General features: G+C 40.1%; 23 protein-coding genes. 18 read left to right on the forward strand and 5 right to left on the reverse strand.

Going from position 1 to position 20,103, the window contains the following annotated elements; translation table 11 throughout:
- The first annotated feature begins 46 nt into the window (after positions 1 to 46).
- The 4 genes from ribD to ribH all read left to right on the forward strand — a co-directional run bounded on the left by ribD (position 47) and on the right by ribH (position 3,570).
- Positions 47 to 1,135, forward strand: a complete 1,089-nt coding sequence (gene ribD, locus RU86_RS09495) for a bifunctional diaminohydroxyphosphoribosylaminopyrimidine deaminase/5-amino-6-(5-phosphoribosylamino)uracil reductase RibD (protein ID WP_096815090.1) — start codon at positions 47 to 49, stop codon at positions 1,133 to 1,135.
- Positions 1,136 to 1,783 carry a riboflavin synthase gene (locus RU86_RS09500; protein ID WP_096815091.1) on the forward strand — a complete coding sequence of 216 codons (648 nt, stop codon included), beginning with the start codon at positions 1,136 to 1,138 and terminating at the stop codon, positions 1,781 to 1,783. It begins immediately after the preceding gene.
- Positions 1,784 to 1,800: 17 nt separating this feature from the next.
- Complete coding sequence (locus tag RU86_RS09505; RefSeq protein ID WP_096815092.1) at positions 1,801 to 3,009, forward strand: bifunctional 3,4-dihydroxy-2-butanone-4-phosphate synthase/GTP cyclohydrolase II; 1,209 nt, start codon at positions 1,801 to 1,803, stop codon at positions 3,007 to 3,009.
- Positions 3,010 to 3,102: 93 nt separating this feature from the next.
- Positions 3,103 to 3,570 (forward strand): 6,7-dimethyl-8-ribityllumazine synthase, encoded by a 468-nt coding sequence (gene ribH, locus RU86_RS09510; RefSeq protein WP_096815093.1) that lies wholly within the window; start codon positions 3,103 to 3,105, stop codon positions 3,568 to 3,570.
- Between the two features lie 259 nt (positions 3,571 to 3,829).
- Here the strand turns inward: ribH and RU86_RS09515 are convergent, their stop codons facing one another.
- From RU86_RS09515 to RU86_RS09525, 3 genes are all read right to left on the reverse strand, one after another.
- Entirely contained in the window at positions 3,830 to 4,048 is a 219-nt protein-coding gene (locus RU86_RS09515; protein WP_096815094.1) for a DUF6440 family protein, read from the reverse strand.
- 239 nt (positions 4,049 to 4,287) lie between these two features.
- A complete protein-coding gene (locus RU86_RS09520; protein WP_096815095.1) occupies positions 4,288 to 4,956 on the reverse strand; it encodes a DUF1361 domain-containing protein in 669 nt (222 codons plus the stop codon).
- 93 nt (positions 4,957 to 5,049) lie between these two features.
- A complete protein-coding gene (locus RU86_RS09525) occupies positions 5,050 to 5,880 on the reverse strand; it encodes a dihydrodipicolinate synthase family protein (protein WP_096815096.1) in 831 nt (276 codons plus the stop codon).
- Positions 5,881 to 6,164: 284 nt separating this feature from the next.
- On the opposite strand from RU86_RS09525, the gene RU86_RS09530 reads away from it, so the two are divergent.
- From RU86_RS09530 to RU86_RS09555, 6 genes are all read left to right on the forward strand, one after another.
- A complete protein-coding gene (locus RU86_RS09530) occupies positions 6,165 to 6,707 on the forward strand; it encodes a GNAT family N-acetyltransferase (protein ID WP_096815097.1) in 543 nt (180 codons plus the stop codon).
- Positions 6,700 to 7,983 carry a DRTGG domain-containing protein gene (locus RU86_RS09535; RefSeq protein WP_047915690.1) on the forward strand — a complete coding sequence of 428 codons (1,284 nt, stop codon included), beginning with the start codon at positions 6,700 to 6,702 and terminating at the stop codon, positions 7,981 to 7,983. The genes RU86_RS09530 and RU86_RS09535 overlap by 8 nt, the downstream gene beginning before the upstream one ends.
- A 15-nt stretch (positions 7,984 to 7,998) precedes the next feature.
- Positions 7,999 to 8,934 carry a DHH family phosphoesterase gene (locus RU86_RS09540; protein ID WP_096815098.1) on the forward strand — a complete coding sequence of 312 codons (936 nt, stop codon included), beginning with the start codon at positions 7,999 to 8,001 and terminating at the stop codon, positions 8,932 to 8,934.
- 16 nt (positions 8,935 to 8,950) lie between these two features.
- Positions 8,951 to 9,457 carry an HD domain-containing protein gene (locus RU86_RS09545; protein WP_047915688.1) on the forward strand — a complete coding sequence of 169 codons (507 nt, stop codon included), beginning with the start codon at positions 8,951 to 8,953 and terminating at the stop codon, positions 9,455 to 9,457.
- Positions 9,457 to 9,912: a hotdog family protein gene (locus tag RU86_RS09550; RefSeq protein WP_096815099.1), complete on the forward strand. Its 456-nt coding sequence runs from the start codon at positions 9,457 to 9,459 to the stop codon at positions 9,910 to 9,912. The genes RU86_RS09545 and RU86_RS09550 overlap by 1 nt, the downstream gene beginning before the upstream one ends.
- 61 nt (positions 9,913 to 9,973) lie before the next feature.
- Positions 9,974 to 10,684, forward strand: coding sequence for a Bax inhibitor-1/YccA family protein (locus RU86_RS09555; protein ID WP_096815100.1), 711 nt, complete (start codon positions 9,974 to 9,976; stop codon positions 10,682 to 10,684).
- 117 nt (positions 10,685 to 10,801) lie between these two features.
- On the opposite strand, the gene RU86_RS09560 is transcribed toward RU86_RS09555, so the two are convergent.
- Together RU86_RS09560 and RU86_RS09565 are read right to left on the reverse strand one after the other, a co-directional pair.
- Positions 10,802 to 11,779, reverse strand: a complete 978-nt coding sequence (locus RU86_RS09560) for an L-lactate dehydrogenase (RefSeq protein WP_096815101.1) — start codon at positions 11,777 to 11,779, stop codon at positions 10,802 to 10,804.
- 152 nt (positions 11,780 to 11,931) lie between these two features.
- Positions 11,932 to 13,563 (reverse strand): Rqc2 family fibronectin-binding protein, encoded by a 1,632-nt coding sequence (locus RU86_RS09565; RefSeq protein ID WP_096815102.1) that lies wholly within the window; start codon positions 13,561 to 13,563, stop codon positions 11,932 to 11,934.
- A 134-nt stretch (positions 13,564 to 13,697) separates the two neighbouring features.
- Between RU86_RS09565 and RU86_RS09570 the strand changes: the two genes are divergently transcribed.
- The 8 genes from RU86_RS09570 to RU86_RS12375 all read left to right on the forward strand — a co-directional run bounded on the left by RU86_RS09570 (position 13,698) and on the right by RU86_RS12375 (position 20,046).
- Positions 13,698 to 14,162 carry a hypothetical protein gene (locus RU86_RS09570; RefSeq protein WP_143468108.1) on the forward strand — a complete coding sequence of 155 codons (465 nt, stop codon included), beginning with the start codon at positions 13,698 to 13,700 and terminating at the stop codon, positions 14,160 to 14,162.
- Between the two features lie 87 nt (positions 14,163 to 14,249).
- The gene (trpX, locus tag RU86_RS09575; protein ID WP_096815104.1) at positions 14,250 to 15,236 is read left to right on the forward strand and encodes a tryptophan ABC transporter substrate-binding protein; all 987 of its coding nucleotides are present in this window, start codon (positions 14,250 to 14,252) and stop codon (positions 15,234 to 15,236) included.
- Positions 15,233 to 16,072, forward strand: a complete 840-nt coding sequence (locus RU86_RS09580; protein WP_096815105.1) for an ABC transporter permease — start codon at positions 15,233 to 15,235, stop codon at positions 16,070 to 16,072. Before trpX ends, RU86_RS09580 begins: the two co-directional genes overlap by 4 nt.
- Complete coding sequence (locus RU86_RS09585; RefSeq protein WP_096815106.1) at positions 16,062 to 16,829, forward strand: ABC transporter ATP-binding protein; 768 nt, start codon at positions 16,062 to 16,064, stop codon at positions 16,827 to 16,829. The genes RU86_RS09580 and RU86_RS09585 overlap by 11 nt, the downstream gene beginning before the upstream one ends.
- Positions 16,830 to 17,255: a DUF3592 domain-containing protein gene (locus RU86_RS09590; RefSeq protein ID WP_047915679.1), complete on the forward strand. Its 426-nt coding sequence runs from the start codon at positions 16,830 to 16,832 to the stop codon at positions 17,253 to 17,255. It abuts the gene before it with no gap.
- Between the two features lie 43 nt (positions 17,256 to 17,298).
- Positions 17,299 to 17,709: a nucleoside-diphosphate kinase gene (gene ndk / locus RU86_RS09595; RefSeq protein ID WP_079506441.1), complete on the forward strand. Its 411-nt coding sequence runs from the start codon at positions 17,299 to 17,301 to the stop codon at positions 17,707 to 17,709.
- 57 nt (positions 17,710 to 17,766) lie between these two features.
- Entirely contained in the window at positions 17,767 to 19,596 is a 1,830-nt protein-coding gene (gene lepA / locus RU86_RS09600) for a translation elongation factor 4 (protein WP_425435922.1), read from the forward strand.
- Positions 19,597 to 19,797: 201 nt separating this feature from the next.
- Complete coding sequence (locus tag RU86_RS12375; RefSeq protein WP_245810514.1) at positions 19,798 to 20,046, forward strand: hypothetical protein; 249 nt, start codon at positions 19,798 to 19,800, stop codon at positions 20,044 to 20,046.
- Positions 20,047 to 20,103 lie beyond the last annotated feature (57 nt).

The raw sequence follows: 20,103 nt of genomic DNA on the forward strand, positions 1-20,103 counted from the left end.
AAATTTGGGTGTTTTTTATGTTGTTTTACGATAAGAGAGGCGTGTCATGACTGAAGATGAAACCTATATGCATTATGCGCTTGACTTAGCACGGCTTGGGAAAGGGTGGGTCAATCCCAATCCACAAGTTGGCGCTGTCATTGTTAAAAATGGTCGAATTATTGGCGAGGGCTACCATGAACGATATGGTGGGTTTCATGCTGAGCGTAATGCCTTTAAAAATCTGACGGAGTCAGCAAAAGGTGCCACACTTTATGTGACGCTAGAACCTTGTGCGCATACAGGCCATCAGCCACCGTGTTTTGAAGTAATTATTGCGCATCAGATTAAGCGGGTTGTCATCGGGCATTTTGACCCTAATCCGCTTGTCTCAGGTAAGGGGATCAAGGCCATGCGCGCAGCAGGCATCATCGTAGAAGGGCCACTGCTAGCACCTGAGTGTGCACAAGCAAATGCCATTTTTCTGCACTACATATCAGCACAAACACCTTATGTGCTCATGAAGTATGCCATGACCATGGATGGTAAAATTGCGACTTATACGGGTGCTTCCAAATGGATCACTGCTAGCGCATCACGTCAAGATGTACACCAAGATCGGTCGCGCTTTATGGCTATCATGGTCGGAAGTGGCACGGTTATGTTAGATGACCCAGAATTAACCTCCAGAATCCCAAATGGCAAGCATCCGATTCGCATCATTTGTGACAGTAGGCTTCGAATTCCACTTGACGCAAAAGTGGTTAGGACAGCCCATGATTATCGGACAATTATTGCAACTTGTCAACAAGATCCAATCCGACAACAGGCTTATCTAGCGGCTGGATGTGAGTTACTCGTTATACCTGAGCTGGATGGACACCTTGATTTGAAAGCCTTGATGCATAAAGTAGGCCGATTAGGTATAGACAGTGTTTATTTGGAGGGAGGTGCAAGTCTAAATGCTGCCGCCTTAGCAGCGGGTATCGTCCAGAAAATAAAAACCTATATTGGACCGAAAATTTTTGGTGGACAGACAGCAAAAACACCTGTAGCAGGACAGGGTGTGGCACATCCAGATCAAGCCTATCTGCTTGCAAATGCAACAGTTAAAAAACTCGGTGAGGACATCTTGATAGAAAGTGAGGTAAGCTAAGTGTTTACAGGTATTGTGGAAGAAGTTGGCAAAGTCATTGGCATGAACCATGGTCCAAAATCAGTTAAACTGACAGTCGCGGCTACCCTTATTTTTACTGATTTAGGCATAGGAGACAGTGTCTCAACTAATGGTGTCTGTCTGACAGTCACACATATTTCAGGAAATACATTCACAGCAGATGTGGCACATGAGTCCTTAAATCGGTCGAATCTAGGTGCACTTAAATTGCAAAGTTCGGTGAACCTAGAGCGTGCCATGTCTGCTTGTGGCAGATTTGGTGGCCATATCGTGACGGGGCACATCGACGGTGCTGGCGTGATTCAAGCAGTTAAAGCAGATGATATAGCCATCTGGTATACGATTGCATCATCCTCTCGTATCATGGCATATATCGTGGAAAAAGGCTCGATTACCATCGATGGAATTAGTTTAACTGTAGCCACAGTAACGGACAAGACATTCAGTGTATCTGTCATCCCTCATACGGCGAGTCAGACGACTTTAAGGGACAGAAAAGTAGGAGATACTGTCAATCTTGAAAATGACATCGTCGGTAAATATATAGAAAAACTGATGTGTCAGGCACAAGAAACAGCCAGCACGACAAAGTTAAGCATGGAAAAAATAGCACAATACGGTTTTTAACCACTGAAGGAGAAGATATGGATGCTTATAATACAGTAGAGGAAGCGCTAGATGCACTCAGAAACGGCCAAATGATTATCGTGACAGATGATGAGACGCGTGAAAATGAAGGCGATTTGATTTGTGCCGCTGAGTTTGCGACAACTGAAAATATTAACTTTATGGCAACACATGCTAAAGGCTTGATCTGTAGCCCAATCAGTGCCGATTACGCAGAAAAATTTCAGCTGTCACAGATGTTAGCAGACAACACAGATAATCATGGGACTGCCTTTACGATGTCGATCGATCATGTTGACACGACAACTGGTATTTCTGCGATTGATCGCGGTTTAACGATCAGAAAATTAGTCGAAGAAGGGGCAACTTATCATGACTTTCGCCGTCCAGGTCATGTTTTCCCTCTACTTGCCAACAAAAATGGGGTGCTGGGTCGTAATGGACATACGGAAGCTACCGTCGACTTGATGCGACTTGCAGGACTTAAAGCAGCTGGTGTTTGTGTTGAAATTATGGCTGATGATGGCGAGATGATGCGGACGACAGAGCTGATGGAAAAAGCTAAGGCTTGGGGGTTGAAAATGATTACGATCAAAGCCCTACAAGACTATCGTAAGCGCAATGATGTATTAGTGACCTGTGTCACGCAGGCAAAACTACCGACAAAATATGGTGAATTTAAGATCATGGGCTTTATCAATAAGCTAAACGGCGAGCATCATGTGGCACTAGTGAAAGGTGACATCGGGGATGGGCAAGATGTACTTTGCCGTGTGCATTCTGAATGTCTGACCGGGGATGCATTTGGATCAATGAAATGTGACTGTGGTGAGCAATTATCAGCAGCGCTCATGCAAATTAATCAAGCAGGCTGTGGGATCTTACTTTATCTACGTCAAGAAGGTCGCGGGATTGGTCTGATCAATAAGCTTCGGGCTTATGCCTTGCAGGATGATGGACTTGATACAGTGGAAGCGAATTTAGCCCTTGGCTTTGCTGAGGATGAGCGGGAGTACTACATCGGCGCACAAATCCTAAAAGAATTAGGTGCAAAATCCCTGCACCTGCTGACAAATAATCCGCAAAAAATAGATGAGCTATCAGCCTATGGTCTAGCGATTACTAAGCGTGTTGCCATTCAAATCGAAGCAAATGAATTTGATCTGGACTATCTTCATGTTAAGCAAGATAAAATGGGCCATATGTTTCACTTTGATCAAAAATAAGTAAGGCTAGATGAGCTAGCAAGCTCCATTTAAAACGACACATATCGTAACACGCAAATAACTTAAGTAGATAGAATGAAGAGAGTATATAAAATGACAACTTATGAAGGCAGACTACTTGCACAAGATGCAAAATTTGGGATTATCGTTGCACGCTTTAACGAATTTATTAATGCAAAGCTTTTGGGTGGTGCACAAGATGCGCTTAAACGCCACGGTGTCGATGAAGCAGAAATAGACATTGTTTGGGTACCAGGTGCCTATGAAATTCCTTTGATGGCACAAAAAATGGCTAATTCAGGCCACTATCAAGCCATTATTTGCCTCGGTACAGTCATTCGTGGTGCCACCTCACACTATGATTATGTTTGTGCAGAAGTCTCTAAGGGAATTGCCAGTGTCTCACTAAATAGTGGGATCCCGGTCATGTTTGGTGTCTTGACAACTGAAAATATCGAACAGGCGATCGAACGTGCGGGTACTAAGGCCGGCAATAAAGGCTTTGATGTCGCAGTCGGCGCTGTAGAAATGGTCAATCTGATCAAGGAAATGCAACTCTGATAGCAATCGATGTGCAGATAATAACTGCACATCATAAAAAATCGCCGCTGATCCTATTGATCAACGACGATTTTTTCGTTTTTTGAACCTGCGCCATCTGTTTTGAGATGAGGTTAGTTATCTGTCTTATCATCAGTTATTTTTTTCCAGCCTATGGCTGCGAGCATCTGGCTGATGATATCAGTGATGATGTTAAGCATGACCTGCCTCCGTCTTTATCTAGTAGCTGACTAGTATCTATAAGCTAATTTACAAGTGACTAGAAAGGAGAAATCCCTTTTGGATCGTCATCAACTCGTTCAGATAGTAGCGGTTTACCGTCTTTATCTACTATTACAGACGTACCACTACCAGCGATAGCTAAGTATTGTACCCCTGTTTTTTTATCTGTAATGACCGTGATACCTTGTGCAAGTCCGCCAACAGCGACATCAAATCTTTCCTTGATTAAGGCCGTTTTTTCTTTTTCTTTCATCATCTATTCTCCTTTATTTTAGATCAGCTAGTATCGATATATGGCATTTAGTAAGGGGTGAAGTAGTGAGCACTATATAAGGTTAATTTGACACTGTTGTTATTTTATTACATTATAGCAAAAAATGATGACATTTACTATACTTATCTAAATTGTCATCATTAATATCTTACGCAACACAAACAGGCCTTAAATAGTTGAGTTACCATAAAACAAAAGCGTTATCACGCCTTCATACCGGGTCAATCAACTAATTTCTGCGTTGGTAGTGAGGTGATTAACAGGTAAGTTGCCATTATGATGAGAGAAAAAACATAAAACAGGATAATTAATTTAATGGCATTCACGTCTAAATTAACGAGTTGACTTACGATATTTTGTGCAGTTTCTTTAAAGGAAGTAATGGAATCAATACTATTTAATCTGCCAAATCGGCCAAGGTAGACACCTATCGTATTTAAAAAGAGTATGACCATCATGATAGGGGTAAGACTTATTTTCTTTAGAACACTTTTATTGATTATTGAGCTGACGCGATCTACGCTCCAACAGCCTAAAAATGTTGTCGGTAATACGGATAGGATAACCATTAGCAGCTTGAACCATACTGAAATATCAGTAGTTATCATCATTGTTTGACTATTGTAAGGAGATAACAAGGAGAGATGGAATAAATCAGTGAAAAGATAAAAGTTGTTTGGGAAAAATAATAGCCATAAACCTGTCAAGAATACGATACCAAATGGTCTCTTTAACTTATTGATAAGGAAGGTCAGTTCAATAGGGATGTAGGCTAAAAACGTATTTAAAATAAACAAGGCGTAGACGCTTGAATTGTGAAAAGAAACATACAAAACAACAAATAGCGCAAGGTAGTATAACCTGATAAAATTAACGGTCTTTGAGAACATACAAAGTAGGTCCTTTCTTGGATAGCTTATGGAGAGTTGACTTGATTAGGTATTTGCTAGCAACCGCATTTGAAAAAAATGCCCAAATTGGCATTAATTGCCTAATGGACTTCTGGAAGTCGACATGGGGATACCTTCCGTTTTAGCAATTTGTTCTTTTATTTTAGGGATCGTTCTACTTGCAAAAAGAGACTGCCATTCCTGTATTAGCGAGTCATAGTTATCCGTATTTTTCCCTTGCGTGATATCAGAAAAATAAGATAAAACTTGTTCAGGATAAAGATTGCCGACGATAGAAGATAACCTATTGAACCCATAGGCTAAATGCTTGTCTATATCAAGGTCACCACCAATATAAAAATCTAATTCTCTATCTATTTTCTTTTTTATACTGGAAGCTTTACTTAAGTCATTGCACTCCTTTACCCCAACTATATTTGGATAATGATTGATTAAGTAAACTAGACTGTCTTCTGAAAGGTCAAACCCGGTTCTAATGGGATGATTATAGATAATAATCGCTTTATCAGGAAGTTCCTTTAGTATACTTTCAGCATAGATAATCGCTTCTTCTTGTGTTGGTCTTATGTAAGGTGGGAATCCCAGTAATACCCCACAAATGGCAGGTATGTTATTTGCAACTGTTGCTAATTTCACGGCATCTTTTTGTCGAATGCTAGAAACGCCAAAAATAATTTCCATATCTTTATTGATAGTCGATTGATTCAGTGAGTCAAGTAGCGCTATTTTTTCAATTACGGTTAAACTATTCTGTTCACCAGTGCTACCACAGACTAAAACAGATTGAATACCATGATCATTTAAATGTTTGATATGACGTATCGTCGTATCTGTATTAAGTGATTCGTCTTTATCAAATCCTGTAGGTACTGCAACATGAACTGAGCTCTTTAATTTTTGCATACGTTGTCCCCTTAATAATTAAATATATACAGCATGGATAAACCTGCTGTGCCAACTTTGCCAGGTAACCCTACAAAACCCCATATCATTCTCTGAATTTTTGTAGTTATTCTCTAATTGTAGCAAACTATCAAGAGACTTTGTTAAATCGAGTCGGTGTTTTTGCTGTGGTCGGTTTAAAATCTGATCTGACCTAGTCAGCTAGCGGCTTTAGTGAAGTGGCTTAATACCGCCTTTTCAGTTATCCCTTGCGGTCTGGTGAGGTCGCATGTTATAATACAGTCATGAATATTTATGTACAAATGGCTAGTTTTAACCTCATTGAGACAGAACAGTTAGTCTTGCGACCATTGTCGATGTCTGATGACAAAGATATGTTTGCCTATGCAAGCCAGGCAGATAATTTGGTCTATGTCTTTCCAGCCCATAAGGACATAGCTGAGACGCGCTTAGCGATTGCATTGCTATTCATGAAGGCACCGCTGGGCAAGTGGGCGATCGAAAACAAGGCAGATCAAAAGATGATTGGCACATTAACGTTTGTCAAATTAGACGAGAAGCAGCGTACTGCAGAAATCGGCTATGTCTTAAATCAGGCTTATTGGGGCAAGGGATTGATGACTGAAGCTGTCAGGACATTGACTGACATCAGCTTGACGGCATTTGGTCTTAATTATGTAGATATCGTCGTTGATTCAAAAAATCTAGGTTCGATAAAGGTTGCTGAAAAAGCAGGTTTTCGGATAGCAGATAGCTATAAGGCGCTTAGTCCATATACCAAAGTACTTAGAAATTTCAGAAGATACAGGAAGGGAAAACATGAGTAAACATCAGGAGCTGCTAGATTATATCGATGACCTAGAAGTCGGGAAAAAAGTCAGTGTACGAGGCCTTGCCAATCGGCTCAGTGTATCCGATGGTACGGCTTACCGGGCAATCAAGGAAGCACAGTCCCGTGGCCTTGTCTCGATTAATGATCGATCTGGTACGACACGCATTGCAACGCAAGAGCAGCGTGTCATAGAAACCCTGACTTTTGGTGAAATTTCTAAAATTGCCAGTGCCGAAGTGATGGCAGGTGAAAGTGGTCTATCACAAGCTTTTAGCAAATTTGCCATTGCTGCCATGACCATGCAAAACATTCGAAAGTATCTGACACATGGCGGGCTCGTGATTGTTGGTGACCGCACCGATATCCAGTTACTGGCCTTAAACGAAGGTAATGCTGTTCTGATAACAGGTGGTGTTGACATTGAACCGGATGTTCTGGACTATGCCAATAAAAAAAGCATTCCTGTGCTGAGAACTGATTTTGATACCTTTACTGTTGCCAGTCGGATCAATCGGGCTTTATCAAACGAGTTAATTAAGAAGGAAATCACGACAGTAGCAGATGTGTATCAGCCTCAGGCCCCGACATTGCTTGAGGTGTCTACTGTTAAAGACTATCTAGATTTGGTTAAGAAAACAAATGAGTCTCGATTTGCCGTGCTTAATCAGCACAATCTGGTCGTTGGTGTGGTTAGCATGCGAGATGTGACGGGTAAGAAAAACAGTACGACGATCGATAAAGTAATGACGCGTAACCCAAGACTGGCTAAGTTTGACATGACCGTCGCGTCAACCAGCCAAAAGATGATTTTTGATGGCTACGATATCATGCCAGTTGTTCATTCGGATAGTACCTATGCTGGTATCATCAGTAAATCGGACATGTTGCGAAGTATGCAAGAATCCTCTGAGCAAAGCCAGTTTTCACATACCTTGTCGGATGATGTGGCAAATGCTGTCAAAGAAGTACAGTCTTATTACACCTTTTCGGTAGAACCATTTATGATGAACAATGTCGGTAATATTGCAAACGGCATGCTGGTTGAGATTATCAGTAATATTGCAGCGCGTGTCATGACCAAGACAAAGAATAAAAACATCATTATTGAATCGATGACGCTTTATTTTTTGGGGGCTGTTTCCATCGATGATGGGCTAGAAGTCTTCCCTAAAATCATTAATGAGACGAGACTTGGGGCGACGATTGACTTTGAAATTTATCTAGACTATCAGATTATCAGCAAGATACTGGTTACAGTACAAATCAACTAAATTAAAGGAATCCTTATGAAAGATATATTAGCAAAAATAGTAGAGTACGACGATATTGTCATACACCGACATAAAAATCCAGATCCAGATGCATTGGGTAGTCAATTAGGCTTACGCGCCATTTTGCGCGCTAATTTCCCAAATAAAAGTATCGCTGCAGTTGGCTTTGATGAACCGAGTTTAGGGTTTCTTGGCAGCATGGACCAGTTATCAGATACTGATTTTAAAGGCAAGTTAGTGATCGTTACGGATACTGCAAATACGCCGAGAATTGATGATGAGCGCTATCAAACAGGTGAGTTTTTAATCAAGATTGACCATCACCCAAATGATGATGCTTACGGTGATTTATTAGCAGTGGATACAGGGGCCAGCTCCGCTTCAGAAATCATTGCAAATTTTGCCTTTGACAATGGCTTAAGTGTTTCTGATGAAGCAGCCAGACTTTTATATGCAGGTATCGTCGGAGATACTGGCCGGTTCCTCTATCCCGCAACAACAGCTAAAACACTTTACACAGCGGCAAAATTAGCAGAGGCGAGTTTTGATCGTTCAGGCCTCATGCGTGAAATGGATAGTTTTGACATGAAAATCGCTAGACTACAAGGTTATGTCTATGAAAATCTGGAAATTTCAAGTCAAGGTGTTGCCCGTATTTTTATTACGCAAGCGTTGATGAAAAAACATGGGATTACAGATTCAGAAACATCTGCTATAGTGTCTGCGCCAGGAAAAATCCGTGAAATTCAAACATGGGCCATTTTTGTTGAACAGGCAGATGGTCACTATCGTGTGAGAATGCGTTCCAAAGAAGCCAAAATTAATGAGATAGCCAAGTTGCATGCAGGCGGTGGGCATCCACTTGCAAGTGGGGCTAATAGTTACTCAACAGCAGAAAATGATGAAATCTTTCAACAATTGATCAATAATTTAGTCGCTTTTAAGAAATAGTGGTATAATACATAGTATGAATAAAAAAGATTTTCCATGGCTTTATGACGCTGAGTATATGTCTTATGTCGGTAACCTGTTAGAGACAGCAGAAGTGCAAAAACTCAATGAGTTTACGCACCACTACATTTCAACACGGTTACTTCATTCATTAAATGTAAGCTACACCTCTTACAAAATTTCTAAAAAATTTGGTTGGAACAAAAAAGCGACAGCTCGTGCCGGCCTTTTGCATGACCTGTTTTACTACGATTGGCGTGAGACTAAGTTTGACGAGGGTAGTCATGCTTATGTCCATCCAAGAATTGCCTATCAAAATGCGCAAAAGATAACCACGATTTCTAAACTGGAAAAAGACATTATCATCAAGCATATGTGGGGTGCAACCATTGCGCCACCACGCTATAAAGAAAGTTTTGTTGTGACCTTTGTCGATGATTATGTCGCCATCAAAGAATGGTCACAGTTGATGAAGTTAAAATGGCGTTACCGTAAGCACCTCAAGAAAGAAAAAATGAGTTAATGAATTTGCAAAATCAAGATATTAAAATTGGCCGAACGATAGATGAATTAGTAGAAGGTGAAACCTTTAGTCTATCGGAAACCATCAAAAATCGGGAAATATTACTATATCTCGGTCTTACGAATGATGACAATCCTTTGTATTCGCAGTATGATTATATTAAGGAACTTGGCTTGACTAAACCAGTCGTCCCAACAGCTTTGATTTTTGGGATTATCACCTCAACCATCAATAAGCACTTGCCTGGACCAGGCAGTCACATCGTGAATGTGAATCTCAATCTGGTTGAAAAAATTTTTCGAAATGATTTATTGAGTTTTAATTTTGAAATCATCAAAATTGATACGAATAAAGATTTAGCAACGATTAATATTGAGATTGTCAGAAACGACGAACGTGTGGCAGATGCCATGGTGCTTGTCCAGCCCCCTTTACCAGAGCATGAGCTGGCTTAGCCGTGTAAGCTCTCAAAGTCAGTTCCTCATTTTAACTATTACTGTAACAGAAGGAGATTATATGGATAATCAAATTTTTGAATCAAACCAACAAACAGGGAAATTCTCACTTTCAGATTTCTATGCCCGTATCTATGCCTTAGTTGGTATGGGTGTAGCAGTCAGTGCAGTAGTTGCATTTCTTACCTTGAGCCTGTTTGCAGAAAATATCGCAACGATATTGACAACCAGCTCTTGGGTGCTATTTGTACTATGGATTATTGAAATGGTCCTAGTTATCGCTGTCACACCGATGGCCATTAAAAACTCACCTATGGCGCTACCAGCCTTCATCGCCTTCTCGGCACTTAACGGCTTTACCTTAACCTTTACTTTGGCCTACTTTAACTTGTCAAGTATTGCGATTGCATTTGCAATCACAGCAGGTATGTTCTTTGCCCTATCACTATTTGGTAGAACAACCAAACGTGATTTAACTGGCATGGGCAAAGCCATGTTTGCAGGCTTGATCGGTATCATTATCGCTAGTGTCGTTAACATCTTTGTTGGTTCATCTGGTATGGACTTCATGATTTCAATCTTATTAGTCATCGTCTTCTCAGGTTTGATCGCTTGGGATAACCAAAAAATCGAAAAACTTTACTACCAAGCAAATGGTAATGTAACAGATGGCTGGGCTGTTAGTATGGCTCTAAGCTTATATCTAGACTTTATCAACTTGTTTATCGCCATCTTGAGAATATTTGGTGTAACAGGTGGTAGCAGAGATTAAACTAATCTAGTAAAAAGGCATCTCGAAGAGGTGTTTTTTTTTTGTGCTTAAAAAAGTAGACGAATAAAAAACCACTTTTTTCAATCGAAAGAAGTGGTTTTTTTCATGATACTTTTTTTATTTAATAGCAGAGCTGAATTCTTCTTGTGAGAAGGCTTCATCAATGATCGCTTTCAATTCTTTAGCTGAAGCTTCCATTTTTTGTTGTTCAGCATCATTCAAAGGAATGTTAACTGGACGAACAATACCATGAGCACCAACGATTGCAGGTTGACCGATGAAGACATCTTCGATACCATATTGGCCTGATTGGTAGACTGAAAGTGGTAATACAGCATTTTCATCATCAAGGATTGCTTTAGTGATACGTGCTAAAGCAGCAGCGATACCGTAGAAAGTAGCGCCTTTTTTGTTGATGATTGAGTAAGCTGCATCACGAACGTTGATGAATAAGTCAACAAGACCTTGTTCATCAATATCGCGATTTTCTTGTAACCATTGTTCAAGTTTAACACCCGCTACGTTAGCGTGTGACCAAACTGCAAACTCAGAGTCACCGTGTTCACCCATGATATAAGCATGGACTGAACGCGCATCAACGCCGATTTTTTCAGCAAGTGCTTGACGGAAACGTGCTGAGTCAAGTGATGTACCTGAACCGATAACACGTTCTTTAGGGAAACCAGAGAATTTCCAAGTAGAGTAAGTCAAAACATCAACTGGGTTAGCTGCGACAAGGAAAATACCGTTGAAACCAGATGCAACGATTTGTGTCACAACATCTTTGTTGATACGTAAGTTCTTTTGAACTAAATCAAGACGTGTTTCACCTGGTTTTTGTGGCGCACCTGCTGTTAAAACAACAAGGTCAGCGTCATGAGCATCAGCATAAGTAGCTGAATAGATGTTTTTTGGAGAGGTGAAAGCCAATGCGTGGCTTAAATCTTCTGCATCACCTTCAGTTTTCTCTTTGAAGATATCCACGATACCAAGCTCTTGAGCGATACCTTGAGTTACAAGTGCAAAAGCGTAAGATGATCCTACAGCTCCGTCACCTACGAGGATAACTTTTTTGTGCAATTTTACATCAGTCATAATGTGATGAATTCCTTTCAAATTCTTGGTCTCCCAAGTTTTTCAACCTGCTAATTATATCATATTTAAATAGGTTTGTCAGTGGTTATTTTAAGTTTTTTCAAGAAATTTTCAGAAATATGTGTCTAGTTATGATGAGACAGTCGAAAAAATTAGACATTAGCCTTCATTTCTTGAATCTTATGCTCTTCAGCGGTTACCCGTAGTGTTTGTTGGCCTACATAGGTGACAAAACCAGGTGGGGTACCTGTTGGTTTGTGCAATTTCTTGACGTCAATCATATCCACCTGTACGAGATTGGATAAGCGTGATTTTGAAAAATAAGCAGCAAGCTCAGCAGCTTCGGTAATCGTTTCGTCAGAAGGCGTAGGATTACCTGTGATAATGACGTGTGACCCTGGGATATCTTTGGCATGGAACCATAAATCGCCTTTGCGAGATAGTTTAAAGCTGACTTGCTCATTTTGCAGGTTATTTTTACCGACGAGTATAATGGTGCCATCACTCGCCCTATATTTTTCAGGCGGTAGTAATTTATGTTTCTTGTTTGTGCGATGTTTTTGCTTGATAAATCCTGTCTGGATCAATTCTTCTCTGATGTCAGAGATTTCAGTTACTGTCGCTTGTTTTAAGGCATTTTCGACAGACTCTAAATAATTGATTGTCTGTCTAGTTGTGGCAATCTGCAAGTCTAAAAACTTGACGGCTTGTTTCAACTTGGCATACTTGTGGAAATACTTCTGAGCATTCTGGTTGGGTGTGAGTGCAGGATTTAGTGAGATGGTCAAGGGCTCATTTGTATAATAGTTATCCAAGGTAATCTCAGGCTTATTATTTGGTACTTCATGAAGAAAAGTTGTCAGCAATTCTCCTTTTTGCCTAAACATCTCAGCATTATCGGTTGCTTGAAGCTCCCGTAGCTGTTTTTTTAATTTCTTGCGATTTTTATCTAGCTCACCACTCACTTTTCGAATGACTTCGCCGGCAACTTGACGGACGCGGTCACGTTCTGCCTTGTTTCGGTAATAACTATCTAACATGTCAGATAGCGTATCAAATTGTTCGTAGGTATCAGATAGCTGAATCGCAGAAAACGTATCATTTGGATAAATAGACGGTAGAGGGGTTGTTAAAGTAGCCTTGAAGTCAGACAGGCTTAGCGTAGAAAGACTGCTTGCACTATCACGGCCAAGGCCTTGGAAGTGATCTTGAAGACTTGCTTTTGTTTGGAGAATATCAAACAGTTTTTCATCAGAGGCCGTAAAAGGGTTAGCTTTGCCATCATCGGGTGGTGCGATATAAGTCGCACCAGGTAGGATGGTTCTGTATTTATTCTGTGAGAAGCCAACATGTTTGATCGATTCAAGAATCTTATTTGACTGTCTATCAATCAAGATAATGTGACTATGTTTTCCCATAATTTCAGAGATTAGCGCAATTTTCATGCTATCGCCGATTTCATTTTTGGAAGAAATCTCAAAAATAATCTGTCTATCGTTGTTGACTTGATAAATATTTTCGATAAAGGCACCACTCAAATATTTACGTAATATCATGGTGAAAGTCGAGGGGGTTTTGGCATTCTCAAAGACCGTATTGGTCAATTGGATGCGCCCAAAAGTAGGATGAGCTGATAATAATAATTTATGAGATTTCTGATTACTACGTACTTGTAGTACGACTTCATGGCTGAAGACTTGATTGACTTTTTGAATCCGTCCACCAATTAGTTGATCAGTAAGCTCTTTGGTCATGTGATGTAAAAATATGCCGTCGAAAGACATGTGTCACCTATTTCTATTTCAGATATAACTGCCTGATAAAGGCAATGCATGTATCATGAAGCAGTTTATTTATGCTTACCTCTATTTTATCAGAATTTTTTGTAAAATGCGTTTATTTCAGTTATAATGGAAACATGACTAGAAAAATTAGCATTGTAGGTATCTTTTTTGGCATCGTCTTGCTCACCTTTTTTTTCGCACCTCAAATACAAGGCCGCATCCGTAATGAAGAGGCGCAAGTTGTTCCCAAAGTGACAGTAACAGATCAGGTTAAGGCAGTACCAAATGACGATATTAAGGGCCTATTGTCCAGTCAGCCAAAAACTACGCTTATCGTGTTAAATGCTAAAAATATCGACCTTAATAAAAAATTTGATACCTTTATTAACCAACATCAAGATCTTGGTATCAAACAACCGATTTATGTTTTTCAAGAACTCTACCATGACAAGCTAATCAGATCACTGAACCTTGATGATGCGACGATCAATGTGGTTAAGTTTACAGGTGAAAATAAGCAATCAGTTTATCCCATCACTTCAAAAACAAAATTTGATATAAACTTAGCGCTTAAACTCAAGCAGTTATCAGAAAACTAAACTGAAATAAAAATAATTAGGGCTAATTGCCTCATACTTAGTAGTGCTAGACCATAGCATCAATATTAAAAGGAGTGTTACGAAAAAATGAAGAATAAAAAAATGATGCTTGTCATCCTAGTGATCGTAATCATCGGGCTTGGGTCGGTAGTGATCCCTAAATTAATGAAACAACAAGATACAGTGAAAACTGATGCTGTTAAAATTGGCGTTTTACAGTATGTGACACATCCAGCACTTGATGAAATCTATGCAGGTATCAAGCAAGGCCTTTCTGATGAAGGCTACAGCAAAGCTAAAATCAATTTCTATAATGCCCAAGCAGACCAGTCAAAAGTGACGACGATGTCAGGCCAATTAGTTGATCAAAAAAATAATGTTCTGATTGGGATTGCAACACCTTCAGTACAAGGATTAGCAAATGCAACATCTGACATCCCCGTCATTATGGGTGCGGTATCGGACCCCGTGGGTGCAAAACTAATTAAAAATGTTAAAAAGCCAGAAGGAAATGTGACAGGCGTATCTGATAAATTTCCAGTCGATAAAGAGGTTGAGCTGATTAAAGCATTGACGCCTGATGTTAAAAAAATAGGGATTCTATATAGTTCTTCAGAAGATAACTCAAAATCTCAAGTAGCAGCATTCAAGAAAGTTGCGGCTGAAAAAGGCTATGATGTGTCTGAATATGCCGTATCATCTACAAATGATATTACCACAACGGTTAATGTCGCCCTATCAAAAGTGGATGCTATCTATGTGCCAGTAGATAACACGATTTCCTCAGCCTTTCCAACCGTTATCGAACTATCAAATGCTGCCAAAAAACCAGTCTTCCCATCAGTGGATACCATGGTGACACAGGGCGGATTAGCAGCTGTAACCATCAACCAACATGATTTAGGTGTCGCGACAGGTAAAATGGCAGCACAAGTTCTAAAAGGTAAAAAAGTCTCTGAATTACCAGTTGCATTTTACAATATGACAACGCCAGTCGTGAATCGTGAGACAGCTAAAACATTAGGGATTACCATTCCTGAAAAATTTAAAGAAGCAGCGGCAGTGAAAAAATGATTGTCTCAACTATTAATCAAGGCCTATTATGGGCAATTTTAGGGTTAGGTATTTTCTTAACTTTTCGTATTTTAAATTTCCCTGATATGACAGCAGAAGGCTCATTTCCTTTAGGAGGTGCTGTTGCCGTTACCTTGATAACGCAAGGGGTTAATCCATTAATGGCGACAGTAGCTGCTTTTGTAGCAGGTTGTGCTGCTGGATTAATAACAGGATTGCTCTATACTAAAGGGAAAATCCCGACCTTACTCGCGGGTATACTGGTGATGACGTCTTGTAACTCAGTCATGCTGATGGTCATGGGACGGGCTAATTTGGGCTTGCTAGGCTTAGATAAGTTAAAAGGCACATGGGTTAGTGTCTTAGCAGTTGTGCTAGTCTTAGTGATTATGTTTTATTTTCTAAATACTAACCTAGGTCAAGCCTTTATCGCAACTGGTGACAATGCCGATATGGCCAAGTCTTTCGGTATTAATACCGACCGCATGGAATTGTTAGGCTTGGTCGTATCAAATGGGATTATTGCCTTATCAGGTGCCTTGATTTCACAAAATGATGGCTATGCTGATGTCTCTAAAGGCCTTGGTGTCATCGTGATCGGATTGGCAAGTCTTATCATAGGAGAAGTTCTATTTGGTAATGTGTCGATGTTAGAAAGAATGATTGCCATCGTAATCGGCGCCATCTGTTACCAATTTTTGATACTTTTAGTCATCAAACTCGGCTTTAATACAAACTATCTCAAATTATTTAGTGCCATCATATTAGCTGGTTGTTTGATGATACCAACGATAAAAGCGAAAGTCTTTAAGGGGGTAAACTTAAATGCCAACTAACTTAACCCCAATCATCGAATTAAAACATGCGACCAAGGTCATTGAGAATGGCGAGGAAAGTAAAGTCATCTTAGATGATGTTTCCTTGCAGATTCATGCGACTGATTTTATCACGATTTTAGGTGGCAATGGTGCAGGCAAGTCAACTTTATTTAATGCCATTTCAGGGACATTATCTTTAACATCAGGGACAATCTGGATAAATGGTGTTGATGTAACCAAGCAATCCCCAGAAAAGCGTGCTGCTCATATCTCTCGTGTCTTTCAGGACCCTAAAATGGGCACAGCACCACGTATGACAGGTGTAGAAAATTTAGCTATCGCCTCACTTCGCGGTAAGAAGCGAACGCTTAAGCTCCGTCAAATCAACCAATATAAATCTGATTTTACAAGCTTAGCCGCGCAAATTGGGAATGGCTTAGAGGCGCATTTAGATGTACCGACGGGCAATCTATCAGGTGGCCAAAGACAGGCCTTAAGTCTTTTGATGGCAACGATTATCCAACCAGAGCTCTTGTTATTAGACGAGCACACGGCAGCCTTAGATCCAAAGACATCTAAAGCCTTGATGGCATTGACAGAAAGGTTGGTACGACAGCAAAGCTTGACAGCCTTGATGATCACCCACCATATGGAAGATGCACTTAAATATGGTAATCGGCTGATTGTCATGAAAGATGGCAAAATCGTACAGGATTTAAATGCAACTGAAAAAGAGCAGATGAAACTAGAAGATTTTTATAGGATATTTGATTAGATGACTAAGATACTACAAAGACTATCTCGTATTGTATTAGCAGTATTTGCATTGATTTTACTCTTTATCGGTGGTATGAATTGCCAGCGCTATTTGACAGAGCGACATGACCCAAAGACGGCTGTTAGTGGACAGGTTATCAAGTCTGCTAGCACTAAATTGGTACGCTATCAGTTTAAATCTGTTACTTATGAGCAGGTTCCAGTGGGTAATATCACGCAAACGTTTGGTAAAGTCGGTGAACAAGTGACAGTCTACGTCAATCATCACAATCCTAAAAAGATCTATATGAAAAAAAATGCAACCAGTCTCTTAATTATATCGTCAGTTCTGATTGGGTGGGCGATATTAATCGGTTTAGTTTTGTTTTTCGAATATTGGTTTATCCATCGCTTGAAAGTTATGTCAGAACCTACAACAAAGTAATAAAAATAGCATAGTACTAAAAATAAAGGAGAGCAGTCGCATCATGGAAAAAACATTTTTTATCATCAAACCTGACGGTGTCCGTCGGTCATTAATTGGTCACGTCATTGCTAGAGTCGAAATTCGTGGCTTTACGCTTGAGAAACTAGAAATGCGTGATGTATCAAGAGAGATGTTAGATCGACATTATGCTGACCTTGTGGACAAACCTTTTTACCCTGAAATCGTTAGCTACATGACATCAGGACCAGTGGTTATTGGTGTGTTGAAGGGCTCAGATGTCATTCACTCTTGGCGTAAGATGATGGGGGCTACCAACCCATCTGATGCTTTACCAGGGACGATCCGTGGCGACTTTGCCCATGCCTCAGATGATGGGTCAGTCGAAAATATCGTACACGGATCAGACTCTACAGAATCTGCAGCACGTGAAATTGCGCTTTGGTTTGATTAAAAAATGCTGTCGGAAGACAGGTTTTTTATTTGACAAAAATATGGTAAAATAAAGGTTATGACTATAGACTTAAATGCAGTTAAAAAAAGGCAAGAAAATATTCGGAATTTTTCGATCATTGCCCATATTGACCACGGTAAATCAACATTAGCAGACCGTATTTTAGAACAAACAAAGACAGTATCCGCCCGTGAAATGCAGGCGCAACTTTTGGATTCCATGGATTTGGAACGCGAACGTGGGATTACGATCAAGCTCAATGCGATCGAACTTAGCTATCTTGCTAAAAATGGGGAGACCTATACCTTCCACTTGATCGACACACCTGGCCACGTCGATTTTACTTATGAAGTGTCTCGTTCTCTTGCGGCATGTGAAGGCGCTATTTTAGTTGTCGATGCAGCACAAGGTATTGAAGCGCAGACCCTCGCTAACGTCTACCTAGCCTTGGATAACGACTTAGAGATTTTACCTGTCATTAACAAGATTGACTTACAAGCAGCTGATCCTGAGCGTGTGCGACATGAAATCGAAGATGTGATTGGTCTTGATGCCAGTGAAGCAGTCTTAGCGTCAGCTAAGGCAGGTATCGGTATCGATGAGATATTGGAGCAAATCGTCGAAAAAGTTCCTGCACCATCTGGGTCTATCGATAATCCCTTAAAAGCCCTTATTTTTGACTCAGTTTATGATGCCTATCGTGGTGTTATTCTGCAAGTCCGTGTGATGGATGGGATTGTCAAACCAGGTGACACGATCCAACTGATGAGTAATGACAAGACATTTGTCGTCACTGAAGTTGGTATCTTTACACCAAAAGCAGTTGGCCGTGAGTTTTTAGCAACGGGAGATGTTGGCTATATCGCAGCTGCTATCAAAACAGTAGCAGATACCCGTGTCGGCGATACGATCACCCTCGCCAATAATCCTGCTGATGCACCGCTTGAAGGCTATAAACAGCTGAATCCGATGGTCTTTGCAGGTATTTATCCGATCGAATCCAATAAGTACAATGACTTACGTGAAGCGCTAGACAAGTTACAGCTGAATGATGCCAGTTTACAGTTTGAACCTGAGACATCACAAGCCCTTGGTTTTGGTTTCCGCTGTGGCTTTCTTGGTCTGCTCCACATGGATGTTATTCAAGAACGTCTGGAACGTGAATTTAATATCGATTTGATCATGACAGCACCTAGTGTGGTCTACCATATCAATACGACAGATGGCGAGATGGTAGAAGTCGCCAATCCATCTGAGTTCCCAGATCCAACTCGTGTTGATAATATCGAAGAACCATTTGTCAAAGCGCAAATCATGGTACCACAGGACTATGTCGGCGCTGTCATGGAGTTAGCTCAACGCAAACGTGGTGATTTTGTGACCATGGATTACCTAGATGAAAATCGGGTTAATGTCATTTATCAAATGCCCCTATCAGAAATCGTTTTTGACTTCTTTGATAAACTCAAATCAAGCACAAAAGGCTATGCCAGCTTTGACTATGAAATTTCAGAGTACCGCAAAAGCTCGCTCGTTAAGATGGATATCATGCTTAATGCTGAACGTGTGGATGCTTTGAGTTTCATTGTCCATAAGGAATTTTCTTATGAACGTGGTAAAATCATCGTTGATAAACTGAAAAAAATCATTCCACGCCAACAGTTTGAAGTACCGATTCAAGCTGCTATCGGTCAAAAAATCGTGGCTCGATCTGATATCAAAGCACTTCGTAAAAACGTCCTCGCCAAATGTTATGGTGGTGATATTTCACGGAAACGTAAACTCCTTGAGAAACAGAAAAAAGGGAAGAAACGTATGAAAGCCATCGGTAATGTTGAAGTACCACAAGAAGCTTTCCTCAGCGTCTTGAGTATGGATGACGAATAACTCAATTTGAAAAGCGCAGTGATGCGTTTTTTTTGCTTTAAATAACGAATTATACAGAAATTATGTAGTCTTTAACTATCAATTAAGAGATAAATTGACAAAATAGGATAAAGTATGACTCGTTATCTAAAAAGGTGTAACATGTTATTGTCAGATTAATAATAGATAAGACGATAGTAAGCTGATATGACAAGGGGAAGTATGACAAAAAAACAAAAGACGATTAGGCGTTGTTTTACTCCTAATCTTAATTATAGGAGGTTTATTGATGGTACAGAAGGGTGGGATATATATATGAGTAATTTAGAAAATTTTAATAACATACATGCCAATTTATCTGAGAGTGCATATAATGATAGACCTAATAATTTCCCCGAATTATCTAATATGAGAAAAGAACGAAAAATTGACTTTTCCAAACATTATGTAAATAAAAAAAAAATTAGTTGAAACTAAAGGTGGCACCCATCTCCCAAATAACGGGATTGTATATCTTCAGCCTGATAA

It is taken from the genome of Pseudolactococcus piscium, from assembly GCF_002441695.1.
Taxonomy (GTDB): domain Bacteria; phylum Bacillota; class Bacilli; order Lactobacillales; family Streptococcaceae; genus Pseudolactococcus; species Pseudolactococcus piscium.